The sequence below is a fragment of the Natrononativus sp. DTA114 genome, assembly GCF_059736515.1.
In genome coordinates this window covers 1,035,648-1,048,088 of sequence record NZ_JCASSN010000003.1, presented here as the reverse complement: position 1 = coordinate 1,048,088, position 12,441 = coordinate 1,035,648, and the positions used below count along the sequence as shown (strand labels likewise).

Genomic DNA, 12,441 nt, shown 5'->3' with positions numbered 1-12,441 from the left:
AAACTCAGGCGATCCGTTACGATCGACAGTTCGGCGAGCAGATGCGACGAGCCGGGTGAAAACCGCTATCATGGCAGTTCCGACTAACAACGTTTTTCCGGTGGGCAAACGTTTTTCGTCGCATGACCGTCGAGAATCCTGTCAGGGCGGGGGTACTCAGTCTGCACACGAGCAAAGAAACCAAGGCGATCTGCAACGCGATCGAGGATCTCGGACACGAGGCGAAGTGGCTTCGCAGCGAGAACACGAGCGTTCGGGTTCGGGAGGGGACCGTTTCGATCGAACCCGAGGTGGACGTCATCGCCAACCGGATGCTGCTCTCGAACACGGAGCAGCCGTGTGAGGAACTCGGGCTCGCGAACACCCTCTCGAGTCTCGTGCCGATGCTGAACGAACCCGCGACGACGCTGACCGCGATTCACAAGCTCTCGACGGCGACCGCGCTCGCGTCGAACGACGTTCGGGTGCCCGACGTACTGCTCGCGCTGAGCAGCGACCGACTCAACGCTGCCCGCGAGGAGTTCGGTGAGGAAGCCGTGTACAAGACCGCGATCGGCACCCACGGCGGCGGTACCTGGAAGGTCGGTCCCGACGACCCGATCAACGCCAAGGTCGGCAACCGCTATGCGTTCCTCCAGAAACTCATCGACCGCGACGGAGAGCGCCACCGCGACGTCCGCGTCTACGTCGTCGACGGCGAGGTCGTCGGCGCGATGTACCGCTACGCGCCCGACAACGACTGGCGCACCAACGTCGCCCTCGGCGGTGCCGTCGAAGACGCGACCGGCGACCTCCCCGAGGAGGCTCGCGAGATGGCGCTTCGCTCGAGTGAGGTCATCGGCCTCGACTACGCCGGCGTCGATCTGGTCGAAGGCGACGACGGCTGGTTCGTCCTCGAGGTCAATCCCACCGCCGGCTTCAAGGGCCTCTACGAGGCGACCCGCGTGAGCCCTGCACCCTATATCGCGAAACTGGCGATCGAGCGCGCCGGTGGCGAGGTCGACGACGACCGCGTCGAGGAGCTTTCGGCGACGCTCGACGATTCAGAGCCCGCGGCGATGCCCGCCGCCGCCCTCGTCGCAGCCGACCAGGAGCCGGCGGACATCGGCTACACCGAAGAGGTCGTTCTCTCGGGCACCAGCGGCTCGAAATCGGTCTACGCCAAATCCGACACGGGGGCCACCAGAACGAGCATCGATACCCGGCTGGCCGCCGACATCGGCGCCGGCCCGATCAAATCGATCACCCGCGTGAAATCCGGCAGCCGCAAGACGTCCAAGAGCCGGCCGGTCGTTGACGTCGTCGTCGGTGTCGGCGGCAACCAGCACACGGTCACCGCAAGCGTCGAGGACCGCAGTCACATGGACTACCCCGTCATCCTCGGCCGAGACATCCTCGGGAACTACCGCGTCGACGTCAGCAAGCGCGTCGACCGCGACGCTCCCGACAGCCCCGAAGAGGAAGAAGAGATCCTCGAGTAACGTTCTCGCCGTAGCTCGCAAACCCCTCGGGTTTGCTCGGTCCCGCTGCGTTCAGTCCGGTGATTCGTACTCCGCCCAGAGATACAAGGTGGCGACCGACCGGTACGGCCGCCACGCCTCCGCGATGTCACGCATTTCGGCCCGCGTCAGCTCCGTACCGTTTCCGTACAGCCCCTCGATGCTGCGCCGAACCGCGAGATCGCCGAGCGGCAGGATGTCAGGGCGCTCGAGGACGAACAGGAGGTACATCCGGGCGGTCCACTCGCCGACTCCCCGGATCTCGGTGAGCGCGTCGATCACCTCCTCGTTGGTGTGGTCGGCCAGCCCCTCCCGCGAGAAATCCCGCTCCCGAAACGCTCGCGCAGCGTTCTGGAGGTACTCGAGTTTCATTCCGGAGAGTCCGGCCTCGAGCAGCGCCTCCTCGTCGGCGGCCAGCACCCGCTCGGGCGTGATCTCGCGGTCGAGTTCGGCGAACACCCGCCCCCGAACCGCGGCCGCGCTCGCTGTCGAGAGCTGCTGGTTGATGATCGAGATGCACAGCCGCTCGTACTCCGTCCAGTCGGGTTCGCTGTAGGGGTCGTGGCGCTCGAGCAGTCGCTTCATTACGGGGTCCTCTCGAAGGACCGGTTCGGCCTCGTCGATCATTGCGGTAGACTGTCGGAGACAGGGACGAGACGGACTAATGTCTCTCGGTCGCGGTAGCCCGGCGGGCGGACCGGTCAGCGGGCGGCGGCGAGGTCACACCACACCGACGACCAGAGCCAGCTCGAGTCCGACTCGTCGTCCTCGAAGTCGCCGATCTGGATCCCGACGACGCCGTCCATCTCGTGGGGTTGCCACCGCTCCTGAACCGATCTGTGGCGAGGGTCGCTCGAGGCCATCAGCTCTCGAGACGGCGGACGCCGATATTGGTATGCGGCGGTTGATCGGCTTCAGCGTGTGCGCCACGTTCACGGGAGACGCGCGTCTGCCGGCCGTTACAGAATCTTTGACTCGGGCCGTCTCGGCCCGATATACGTTCGGTATGCTCGGCATACGGGCGCCACGGACCTGCAGCGGTGTCGAAAAGCGGCGCGCGGTCGAACCGACTGCGGTCACCATCGAACAGTGCGAACGGACGCAACCACTGTGGGTGACGACCGAGGGTTCGCCGCCGCGTGAACTCGAGTCGCGAGTCCTCTCACTCGAGGTGGTGATAGTCGAGTTCGTACCCCTCCTCGAGCGCCTCCTGCACCGACTCGCTGGGCTCGTCGATGCTGCGTCGGCGGATCGCGAGTGCGCCCTCCTCGATCGAAAGCACGAGATTGACGCGCCAGTCCGATTCCTCGTCGTCGTGGTCGGTCCGGTAGTGTGCGCCCCGCGATTCGGTCCGCTCGAGGGCCGTCCGAAGCACCAGTTCGGCGACCGTCAGACTAACGGAGAGATCCACGGCGAACTCGAACGACCGCGAGGTGATGTCGCCGTCGACTCGCAGGTCTGCGGTCCGCTCTCGCAGCGTCGCGAGCTCCGACAGCCCCTCCCGGAGACTCTCCTCGTCGCGGAGGATACCAGCGTGTTCCCACAGCAGCTCTCCCAGCTCCTCGAGCAGCTCCTGGGGCGTCACGTCGCCGTCGGCGTCCGCGAGGGATCCGAGGGCCGCGAACTCCCGCTCGGCCAACGCCCGCTGCTCGTCGGTGACGGCGAGTTCGCGGGCGGCCTCGGTCGTGTCCGGCTCGCCCCCGTCAGCCGCGACCACCTCGGCGACGTGCTCGCCGACGAGTTTGCCGATTGCGACGGTTTCGGCCAGCGAGTTGCCGCCGAGGCGGTTCGCGCCGTGGACGCCCGCGACGGACTCCCCGACGGCGTACAGTCCGGAGACGCCGGTCTCGCCGGTTCGGAAGTCGATGTCGACGCCGCCCATCGTGTAGTGAGCCGTCGGCGCAATCTCCACCGGTTCTTCGGTAATGTCGACGCCAAGCGACTCGAAGCGCTCGACCATCGACGGCAGTCGGTCGCGGACGTAGTCGGCATCCCGGTGAGAGATGTCGAGGTAGACGCCGCCGTTGTCGGTACCTCGCCCTTCTCGGACCTCTCGAGCGATCGCCCGCGCGACGACGTCTCTGGCGTCGAGTTCCATCTGGTCGGGCGAGTAGCGTTCCATGAACCGCTCGCGGTCTTCGTTGTAGAGCCGTCCACCCTCCCCGCGAACCGCCTCGGTGACGAGGCGACCGTCCCACTCCTCGCCGTAGCGGTCGCCGACCATCCCGGTCGGGTGGAACTGGACGAACTCGCAGTCGAGCAGCCGCGCGCCGGCCTCGAGCGCCAGCGCCTGGGCGTCGCCGTTGTTCTCGTCGTCCCGCGAGGAGTGACGGTCGTAGACCGCCGAAAAGCCGCCCGCTGCGAGCACGACGTGGTCGCTTCGAAAGAGGATCCCGCTACCAGTCTCCATATCGAAGCCGAGCGCGCCGAAGGCGCGCTCGCCGTCCGAGAGCAGCCGCGTGATCATCACGTTCTCGCGGTAGGGCACCTCGAGCGTGCGGGCTCGATCGATCAGCGTCTCGAGCATCGCTTCGCCGGTCCGGTCGCCGACGAAACAGGTCCGGCGGTAGGACTGGGCACCGAAGTAGCGCTGGTTGATCTTCCCGTCCTCGGTGCGGTCGAACGGCGTCCCCCAGGAGTCGAGTTCGCGGATCCGCTCGGGCAGGTGTTTGGCGACCAGCTCGACCGCCTCCGGATCGTTCAGGTGGTGACCCTCGTTCAGGGTGTCCGCCGCGTGGACCGTCCAGTCGTCCTCGGGATCGAGCGAGCCGAGCGCCGCGTTGACGCCGCCGGCGGCCCACGTCGTGTGCGCGTCGCCGTGATCGCGCTTGCCGATCACCAGCGGCTCGACGCCCGATTCGGCGAGTTCGATCGCGACGCGCGCCCCCGCCGCACCCGCCCCAATCACAAGCACCGGCGTCGTGACGACCTCGTACTCGAGGCCGTCGGCGGCCTCCGGGTCGCCGCCGTCGATGCGATTCTCGACGCCCGTCCCGTCCGCGACGGCCGCTGGGACCCGACGGTCGCCGGTCGTTGGTTCTGTCATCAGTGTAAACTCGGGGCCGAACGAATTTAGGTATCTCTCCGAACGCGGTCGGAACGACCTCTCCGACACGAATGAGACGAGTGCGCGGCCCGAGCAACCGCCGCCACCCCGACACTTACGAGAGTCGTCGCCGTAACGCCGGCCGGGATGCAGCCGGTCGTCCACCTCGCAGTCGGCTACCTCTGTTACGCGGCGTACAGCCGCTGGCGTCGCGGCGACCCGCCCGCCGAAGCGCCGGCACTCGCCGCGATCGCGGGGGCAGCCCTTCCCGACCTGCTCGACCAGCCGCTGTACTTCGCGGGGATCACCCCCGTCGGCCGAACCATCGGCCACTCGCTGCTGTTCGCGGTTCCGGTGATCGCGGCCGTCTGGCTGGTCGCGAGCGGGCGCGATCGCCGGCTCCTCGGAACGGCATTTGCTATCGGCTACCTTTCTCACCTCGCAACCGACATTCCCTGGCACCTGCTCTCGGGCGACTACGACGAACTCGGGTTTCTCCTCTGGCCGATTACCCACATGCCTGAGTACAGCGGCGTCAAAACGCTCGGCCACGTCGGCGGCCTCGAGGTGACGACACTCTGGCTCGAGGCACCGATCCTCCTCGCGGGCGTCGTCCTCTGGTGGCGAGACGGCCGGCCGGGACTCGAGCCGATTCGAGAGCGGTTACTGTAGCAACAGGCACACACATGGCTGTGCCCCAGATTCACACCGAAGGCGGTTGAGAGAATCACTCGTCGGGACGCTCGGGTTCGACTTCCGACAGCCGCATCGCGTTACCGGTGACGCCGAGGCTCATTCCCATATCGCCGATCACCACGGCGTGGATCACCGTCACGAACCCGAACGGCGCACCGGCGGCGAGCACCGCCTTCACGGCCAGACTCGACCAGATGTTCTGTCGGATGACGCCGTTGGCCTTCCGCGAGAGCCGGTAGAGGTAGGGCAGTCGGGTGAGATCGTCGCCCATCAACGCGACGTCGGCGGTCTCGAGGGCCGTGTCCGTCCCCGCGGCGCCCATCGCGATCCCCACGCTGGCGGTCGCGAGCGCCGGCGCGTCGTTGATGCCGTCGCCGACCATGGCGACGTGGTTTCGCGCCTCGCCCTCCTCGTCTACGCCTTCCAACCGGCGGATCCACTCGAGTTTCTCCTCGGGGAGCAGTTCGGCGTGGTACTCCTCGATCCCGACCTCGCGGGCGATCGCCCGCGCTGTGCCCTCGTTGTCACCAGTGAGCATCACGACACGAACGCCCTGCTCTTGCAGCCGCGAGACGGCCCAGGTCGCGTCCGGACGGACCCGGTCCGCGACGCCGACGACGCCGATCGGTCCGTCCTCGGTGCCGACGATTACGACGGTCTTCCCCTGGGCCTGGAGGTCGGGAACGACCTCGTTGAGCACGTCCAGGCAGGCGTCGCGGCCGCACTGGGGCTCGGCCTCGTAGCCTATCGACTCCAGGCTCATCCCGCCGTCGGTCGTCGCGTGCACGTGCCCCAGATCCGCCAGCCCGTCGAAGAGGTCGGGCTTGCCGACGTAGTGGGTCGTGCCGTCGACGTCTGCACGGACGCCCTTTCCGGTCAGCGCCTCGAACTCCGAGACGTCGGGGTCGTCGGGCTCGAGTCCTTGCTCGTCTGCGTAGCCGACGATCGCCTTCCCGATGGGGTGTTCGCTTCGCCGCTCGGCGGCTCCCGCTCGGCGAAGCACGTCGTCCTCGCTCGCCCCCTCGAGCGGGATCACGTCGGTCACGGAGAGGTCGCCGGTCGTTAGCGTCCCCGTCTTGTCCACGGCGAGCACGTCGCTATCGCCGACGGCCTCGAGGTGGCGCCCGCCCTTGATCAGCACGCCGTTCTTGGCGGCGCTCGTAATGCCGGAGACGACGCTGACTGGCGTCGAGATGACGAACGCGCAGGGGCAGGCGATGACGAGGAGGGTCAGCCCTCGCAGGAACCAGGTGTCCCAGGACGCCCCGACAGCGAGCGGCGGGACGATGGCGACCGCGACCGCAATCGTCACGACGATCGGCGTGTAGACGTTCGCGAAGCGGTCGACGAACTTCTCGCGCTTCGTCTTCTCGCGTTCGGCGTCCTCGACCAGCCGAACGATTCGGGCGAGCGTCGAATCGTCGGCCTCGCTCGTCACCTCGACCTCGAGGTAGCCCGATTCGGCGATCGTTCCGGCGTACACCTCGTCGCCCGGGGTGCGGTCGACGGGGACGCTCTCCCCGGTGATCGGCGACTGATCGACGGCGCTCTCGCCCTCGAAGACGACTCCGTCGGTCGGGATCTTCTCGCCCGGTCGGACGACGACGGTGTCGCCTACCTCGACTGCCGTCGCGGGCACCGTCTCCTCGCTGCCGTCGTCACGGCGGATGGTCGCCGTCTCCGGCGAGAGACTCATTAGTTCCCGCAGGGAGTCCCGCGCCCGGTCCATCGAGAACCGCTCCAGGAGTTCGGCGACGCTGAACAGCACCGCGAGCATCGCTCCCTCGAAGGGGTGGTGGGCCGCCACGCTCGCGAGGATACCGGCACTCATCAGGAAGTCGATGTCGAGGCTCCGGTTGCGCGCGGAGTAGTAGCCGTTGCGAACGATCGGCGTTCCGGCGACGGCGACCGCGATGATGAAGAGAAGGTGGGAAACCGCGTACGTCCGGCCGGCGACCTCGACTAACGCGACGTCGGCTCCCGTCACGACGAACGAGAGGAGCATGCCGACGGTGACGAGAACGCCCCCGATGGCCGTTCCGAGGGCTCGAGGCGTTCGCCACACCTCCCGTTGCTCGCCGAGTCCGTCGCGCTGGCCATCGATCGGGGCCGCTTCGTAGCCCGCCCGTTCGATGGCCTCGACGGCCGCGCGCTCTTCGAGGCCGGCGCCGGCGACGGTGACCCGCCCCGAGGCCGGCTGGGTAGTGATGGACTGCACACTCTCGAGGCCCTCGAGCGCGTGTTCGACCTTGTTCGCACACGAGGCACAGTCCATCTCGGGGACCGCAAGGGAGAATTCAGCGTCCCCGTCGCTCTCGACCGCGTACCCCGCGGCCTCGACGCGCTCGCGGATCGCCGCCTCGCTCGTCTCCGCGGGATCGTACTCGACGACGAGCGTCCCGCTGGTTACGCGAGGGTCGATTTCGTCGATCCCCTCGAGGCGCTCGACGCTGTTCTCGACTTTGCCGGCACACGACGGACAGTCCATCGACGGGACCCGTAGCTCGAGGCGTCTCGAGCGGGTCGCGTCGGCGGAGGGCTCACTCATTGGATACACGTACTCGCTCGTATCGGATAGGGGTTGTTTGGCGCACGCCAACTACAGTGAGAGAACGGCGGGGGATTTTTCCGAGACAGCGACTAGCATCGTCGTTGCTAACCTCAGTCCCGGCGAAATCCGTTGTCGATACGCCGAGCCGCTGAGTTTTACCCGGCCTCCGACAGCGAACCGCTCGGGTCACTTGAGACCCCATCAGCGATTACTCACTGAGGTCTACAAACGAGGCCAACCGGTGTCGGCGTCTACTGAGTGACCGATTCATCACCGTGCTTACGTATCGGGTAGCGCCTCCCGTACGTGAGCGTCCGCCAGACCCATTCGACGGGTCCGAACTGAAAGTAGCGGAGCCACAACACCGAGAGCGGTATCTGGATCGTCCAGATAAGGAGCACGATGCCGAGCAGTTCGACTCGGTTGAGCGTCGCGAACAGCCCAAAGCCGTGCCCGTAGAAGAGAGTCGTCGCTAGCATCGTCTGGAGCAAGTAGTTCGAGAACGCCGTCCGGCCTACCGCGGCGAACGCGCCGGTAACCAGCCCGTCCGGGCGGTAGCGACACCAGAGCATGAGCCCCGCGATGTAGGCTCCGGCCAACGGAAGACTTCCCCAGTAGTTGAACTGCGGCGCGAAGAAAACCGACGTGACGAACCCCCAATCGTGGGCGCTTCGGTACCACACGCCGGCGAGGATTACCCCCAGTCCGATGACGCTACCGCCGACAAGCAGCCGTCGGTAGAACCGCTCGGAGCGCTCGTTAGAGAGAACGCCGAGTTTGAACAGCGCCATTCCGAGCAGCATCAACCCGGTGGTCCGCCAGAAGTAGAAGAAACCGAACAGGGCGGTGTGTAGCGAGAGTGCCGTCGGAACTCGGTGCTCCATCTGGTCGAGCCACCCGCCCTGGTAGGCGTCGATCTCGGCCTGAATCATCTCCTCACTCGGCTGCCACGCCGTGAGCGCTTCTTCGGGCAGTTCGTGGACGAACGTCCCCATCCAGATGAACAGCAGTGACGGGATGACCAACAGGGTCAGTCCGACTGCGACGAGGGTCCGCGGACGCCAGGTTCGCGCGAATACGGCAAACAGCGCGCACAGCGCGTAGATGACGAGGATGTCACCGTACCACAGCAGGTAGGCGTGACCGAGTCCGACCAGGAGCAACAGAAGGGTCCGCCGGTAGTGCAGGCGCAAGACTGCCTGACCTTTGCGGGCTTTGCTCTCGGCGAACAGAACGATTCCCGCGCCGAACATCACCGTGAACAGGGTGACGAACTTTAGCTCGAAGAAGACGTGGCTGAGGAGCCAGGCGAGGTAATTCCACCCCGTAAAGTCACCCCACGCGGGCGGATTCTCGCCCGCCGCCAGGGGCATCCCGAAATACCAGACGTTGATAACGAGGATGCCGAGCAGTGCGAATCCGCGGAGTGCATCGAGACTGACGATCCGGTCACCGGGATCTGTCGGCCCCCTCGAACCGGGATGCGGCTCCGCCTCGGGGTCATCAGCTACTGCCGATTTCTCCGATGGGGCTCCGACGGAGTGCGCCGACGGCTCAGAGGAAGAGGATCCGACCTCACTCGACCGCAAATTAGCCGTATCGGCTCGAATGGTCATAGCTGCAATCGAAGTTCCGAGGTGAAATAGATAGAGAGTCCGACTCTCACAGGGGTGCGATTCGGCTTCCGTTCTACCGAGAGGATGTCGAATCTGCACTCCCGCGTCATCAAAACGTACACAGACCCGATGAGTTCACGGCTCGTCGTCCCGGTTCCAACTCGCATCACACCTGTGAAACGTACTCACCCCGGTTCTACCACCACCGGTAGTCGGTGGAAGAACCCCGGATAGGTACAAGACCTCGAACGAGGACGGATTGCCGCTGTACAGGCAGAGAGTCAGCGTCCCAGGTCAGTCCGCCGCCGTGACCGCCTCGAGCGAGTCGTCCTCCGTAACGAACTCCCTCGCGAGCGAGGCCTCGGCCCGCCGGAGCCGATAGGAGAGCGTCGAGCGCGGAATCTCGAGCTCGTCCGCCAGTTCCGAGAGGTCGATCTTCCGGGGCGTCTCGTAGTAGCCGGATTCCACAGCGGCGCGAAGCGCGCGGCGCTGTTCGTCCGGGATCGCGCCGTCCTCGTCGGCTTCCTCGAGCCCTCGATCCGGGTCGAGATCGGTCAGCCGAAGCATCTCCATCCCCGCGCACTCGCCGACTTCCTCGCCCAGGGCGTCGAAAAAGTCGTGGATCGGGGCGTCTTCGGCGAGAACGATCCGCCAGCGGTAGCGCCGGCCCTCCCGGTAGGTTTCGAACAGCAGCCCCTCCCCCAGGTACTCGAGGGCGACGTGGGGGACCGAGGTGCAGACGTCGGTGCGGTCCCAGTAGGTGTAGACGACGAGGGTGTCCCCCGAGCGGTCGAGCACCTGCGTCGCGCAGTCGGCCCCGCAGTCGTCGCGCACGAGACAGTCGGCGCAGTACGCCGAGTCGCGGTAGGCGCCCTCGAGTTCCTCGAGCGCTTCCGGCGACCCGCTCGCGTGGTCGACCCGCCAGAGGCTCTCGGGGGTAACGTGACACGATAGCGACCGGATCGTCGTGTCCGGATGGGCCTCGAGGACGTCCGCCACCGGGTTGGTTCCGGGGTCGTACTCGAGGGCGAAGACGAACTCTCTCATGGCCACTCGTAGGAGCCGACGCGAAAAAGGGTTCCCGGTCGTTCGCGTAGGGTGACTCGAGGAACGCACGTGATCCAATGGCTTCGCGGTCTGTGGCGGTACTACCTTGCGTACACGAAGCGTCCGCTCCACACGGCGACGGCGGCCGCGTTCGCCATCTTCGCCCTGCTGGTGTTCGTCGATCCGCTGTTCGCGGCGCTCGCGGTCGTCTCCTACGTGACGCCGCCCGTCGTGTTGTACGTCCTCGAAGATGAGCCGAACCGCGAACAGAGAAGACCCGGGGAAAGCCGAGTCCCGCGCAACCGGTCGGCGGGGGTCGAATCGGCTACACCCGAGGCTCGGCGCTCGAGCGACGACGACGGCTCGAGGCGGGACTCGAGTGCGAAGAGCGGCGACGGCGACACCGATAGCGACACGGATCGTGACGACGGCGATACGGACTCAGATAGCGTCGGCACCGATTCCGATACGGACTCCGATCGGGACGGCTGACTCGAGATAACAGGGACGAACGGCCGGGAGCGGGCGCGGCGACACGTCGCCGCGTCCGCGACTCGGGGAAAGGCAGGTAACCACCCACATTCACCGCGAGCGAATAAAACGAGCGAGCGGGCCGACGACTGATCCGACGCGAACGCAGTGGGCGGAGGGGAGGGAGGAGTGTTTTTGGTCCAGCTTTTGCCGAGCCGCGAATTTCCGTCGTCGCGGCGACGGAAATCGTGCGCGCAGCGCAAAAGGTGGCTAGAAACCTTTGCCGAGCAGTTCGCGGGCGATGATGTTCTTCTGAATCTCCGTCGTTCCCTCGTAGATCTGGGTGATCTTGGCGTCGCGGTAGAGTCGCTCGACGGGGAAGTCGTTGACGTAGCCCGCGCCGCCGTGGATCTGGACGGCCTCGTCGGCGACGTCGACGGCGATCCGGGAGGCGTACTCCTTGGCCATCGACGCGAGGGTGGTGATGTCGTTGCCCTGGTCGACGTTCCAGGAGGCTTTGTATGTCAGGTTGCGGGCGGCTTCGGTTTTCGTGTGCATGTCCGCCAGCTTGTGCTGGATCGCCTGGAACTCGGAGATGGACTGCCCGAACTGTTCTCTGTCCTGGGCGTACTCGAGGGCCGCCTCGCAGGCGCCCTTCGCGATGCCGACGCCCTGGGCCGCCACGGCGGTCCGGGTCTGGTCGAAGAAGTGCATCTGCTGCATGAAGGCGGCGTCCTGCGTGCCGACGAGGTTCTCCTCGGGGACGCACACGTCGTCGAAGATGAGTTCGGCGGTGTCGGAGGCGCGGATACCGAGTTTGCCAGTGATCTTCTCGGCGCTGAAACCGTCGCGGTCGGACTCGACGATGATCTGGGAGAAACCGTTGTAGCGGCCGGGGGCGTCCTCGTTGGTCTTACAGAGCACGACGAAGAAATCCCCAACAGTTCCGTTGGTGATCCACATCTTGTTGCCGTTGATCACCCACTCGTCGCCGTCCTTCTCGGCGCTCGTCGAGACGGAGGAGACGTCCGAACCGGTGTCGGGTTCCGAAATTGCGGCCCCCGAAATCTTCTCGCCGAGAGCGACTGGCTCCAGGAACTCCTCTTTCTGCTCTTCGGTACCGAACTCCATGATCGCCTCACAGCCGAAGGAGGAGGCGACGATCGAGAGCGCAATTCCCGGATCGACCGCAAAGAGTTCCTCGACGATCATCGAGGTGTCGAGGATCGAGTAGCCGGCGCCGCCGTACTCGATCGGTATGTACGAGCCGGTCAGGCCCATCTCGGCGGCCTTATCGACGATCTCGTAGGGGTACTTCTCCTCGACGTCGTACTCCGAGGCGACGGGGCGAATCTCGTTGTCCGCGAAGCGGCGAACCTCCTCGCGGATCTGTTGTTGTTCGTCGGAGAGTCCGAAATCCATACCCCTCGATTCCGTCCTGAACGATAAAGAGCTTTGTAACCCGAAGTAAACCCAAACGGAGTTCCCTTCTCGACGGAGGGAAACGTTCAAACG

The 12,441-nt window shown here is 65.9% G+C and carries 10 protein-coding genes; 3 read left to right on the top strand and 7 right to left on the bottom strand.

The features are described 5' to 3' along the window. The first annotated feature begins 122 nt into the window (after positions 1 to 122). Positions 123 to 1,481, top strand: a complete 1,359-nt coding sequence (locus AC6I6S_RS15605; RefSeq protein WP_497951420.1) for an ATP-grasp domain-containing protein — start codon at positions 123 to 125, stop codon at positions 1,479 to 1,481. A 51-nt stretch (positions 1,482 to 1,532) separates the two neighbouring features. On the opposite strand, the gene AC6I6S_RS15600 is transcribed toward AC6I6S_RS15605, so the two are convergent. The 3 genes from AC6I6S_RS15600 to AC6I6S_RS15590 all read right to left on the bottom strand — a co-directional run bounded on the left by AC6I6S_RS15600 (position 1,533) and on the right by AC6I6S_RS15590 (position 4,545). Beyond that, positions 1,533 to 2,126, bottom strand: coding sequence for a DNA-3-methyladenine glycosylase family protein (locus AC6I6S_RS15600; protein ID WP_497951418.1), 594 nt, complete (start codon positions 2,124 to 2,126; stop codon positions 1,533 to 1,535). A 74-nt stretch (positions 2,127 to 2,200) separates the two neighbouring features. Further along, on the bottom strand, positions 2,201 to 2,362 hold the full coding sequence (locus AC6I6S_RS15595; RefSeq protein ID WP_497951416.1) for a hypothetical protein: 162 nt from the start codon (positions 2,360 to 2,362) through the stop codon (positions 2,201 to 2,203). A 299-nt stretch (positions 2,363 to 2,661) separates the two neighbouring features. Further along, positions 2,662 to 4,545, bottom strand: a complete 1,884-nt coding sequence (locus AC6I6S_RS15590) for an L-aspartate oxidase (RefSeq protein WP_497951414.1) — start codon at positions 4,543 to 4,545, stop codon at positions 2,662 to 2,664. 147 nt (positions 4,546 to 4,692) lie between these two features. On the opposite strand from AC6I6S_RS15590, the gene AC6I6S_RS15585 reads away from it, so the two are divergent. Beyond that, positions 4,693 to 5,217 carry a metal-dependent hydrolase gene (locus tag AC6I6S_RS15585; RefSeq protein ID WP_497951412.1) on the top strand — a complete coding sequence of 175 codons (525 nt, stop codon included), beginning with the start codon at positions 4,693 to 4,695 and terminating at the stop codon, positions 5,215 to 5,217. A gap of 55 nt (positions 5,218 to 5,272) precedes the next feature. Here AC6I6S_RS15585 and AC6I6S_RS15580 read toward each other — a convergent pair whose 3' ends face one another. The 3 genes from AC6I6S_RS15580 to AC6I6S_RS15570 all read right to left on the bottom strand — a co-directional run bounded on the left by AC6I6S_RS15580 (position 5,273) and on the right by AC6I6S_RS15570 (position 10,455). Next, entirely contained in the window at positions 5,273 to 7,789 is a 2,517-nt protein-coding gene (locus AC6I6S_RS15580; RefSeq protein WP_497951410.1) for a heavy metal translocating P-type ATPase, read from the bottom strand. Between the two features lie 254 nt (positions 7,790 to 8,043). Then, positions 8,044 to 9,408 (bottom strand): DUF418 domain-containing protein, encoded by a 1,365-nt coding sequence (locus AC6I6S_RS15575; protein WP_497951408.1) that lies wholly within the window; start codon positions 9,406 to 9,408, stop codon positions 8,044 to 8,046. A 294-nt stretch (positions 9,409 to 9,702) separates the two neighbouring features. Further along, a complete protein-coding gene (locus tag AC6I6S_RS15570; protein ID WP_497951406.1) occupies positions 9,703 to 10,455 on the bottom strand; it encodes a helix-turn-helix domain-containing protein in 753 nt (250 codons plus the stop codon). Between the two features lie 69 nt (positions 10,456 to 10,524). Between AC6I6S_RS15570 and AC6I6S_RS15565 the strand changes: the two genes are divergently transcribed. Next, positions 10,525 to 10,947, top strand: coding sequence for a hypothetical protein (locus tag AC6I6S_RS15565; protein WP_497951404.1), 423 nt, complete (start codon positions 10,525 to 10,527; stop codon positions 10,945 to 10,947). A 249-nt stretch (positions 10,948 to 11,196) separates the two neighbouring features. On the opposite strand, the gene AC6I6S_RS15560 is transcribed toward AC6I6S_RS15565, so the two are convergent. Beyond that, the gene (locus AC6I6S_RS15560; protein WP_497951402.1) at positions 11,197 to 12,348 is read right to left on the bottom strand and encodes an acyl-CoA dehydrogenase family protein; all 1,152 of its coding nucleotides are present in this window, start codon (positions 12,346 to 12,348) and stop codon (positions 11,197 to 11,199) included. Positions 12,349 to 12,441: the final 93 nt, after the last annotated feature.

What these genes read in the sequence shown, in the direction of transcription:
- AC6I6S_RS15605 (WP_497951420.1), top strand. Translation starts at nt 123, where the DNA reads ATGACCGTCGAGAATCCTGTCAGGGCGGGGGTACTCAGTCTGCACACG.
- AC6I6S_RS15600 (WP_497951418.1), bottom strand. Translation starts at nt 2,126, where the DNA reads ATGATCGACGAGGCCGAACCGGTCCTTCGAGAGGACCCCGTAATGAAG.
- AC6I6S_RS15595 (WP_497951416.1), bottom strand. Translation starts at nt 2,362, where the DNA reads ATGGCCTCGAGCGACCCTCGCCACAGATCGGTTCAGGAGCGGTGGCAA.
- AC6I6S_RS15590 (WP_497951414.1), bottom strand. Translation starts at nt 4,545, where the DNA reads ATGACAGAACCAACGACCGGCGACCGTCGGGTCCCAGCGGCCGTCGCG.
- AC6I6S_RS15585 (WP_497951412.1), top strand. Translation starts at nt 4,693, where the DNA reads ATGCAGCCGGTCGTCCACCTCGCAGTCGGCTACCTCTGTTACGCGGCG.
- AC6I6S_RS15580 (WP_497951410.1), bottom strand. Translation starts at nt 7,789, where the DNA reads ATGAGTGAGCCCTCCGCCGACGCGACCCGCTCGAGACGCCTCGAGCTA.
- AC6I6S_RS15575 (WP_497951408.1), bottom strand. Translation starts at nt 9,408, where the DNA reads ATGACCATTCGAGCCGATACGGCTAATTTGCGGTCGAGTGAGGTCGGA.
- AC6I6S_RS15570 (WP_497951406.1), bottom strand. Translation starts at nt 10,455, where the DNA reads ATGAGAGAGTTCGTCTTCGCCCTCGAGTACGACCCCGGAACCAACCCG.
- AC6I6S_RS15560 (WP_497951402.1), bottom strand. Translation starts at nt 12,348, where the DNA reads ATGGATTTCGGACTCTCCGACGAACAACAACAGATCCGCGAGGAGGTT.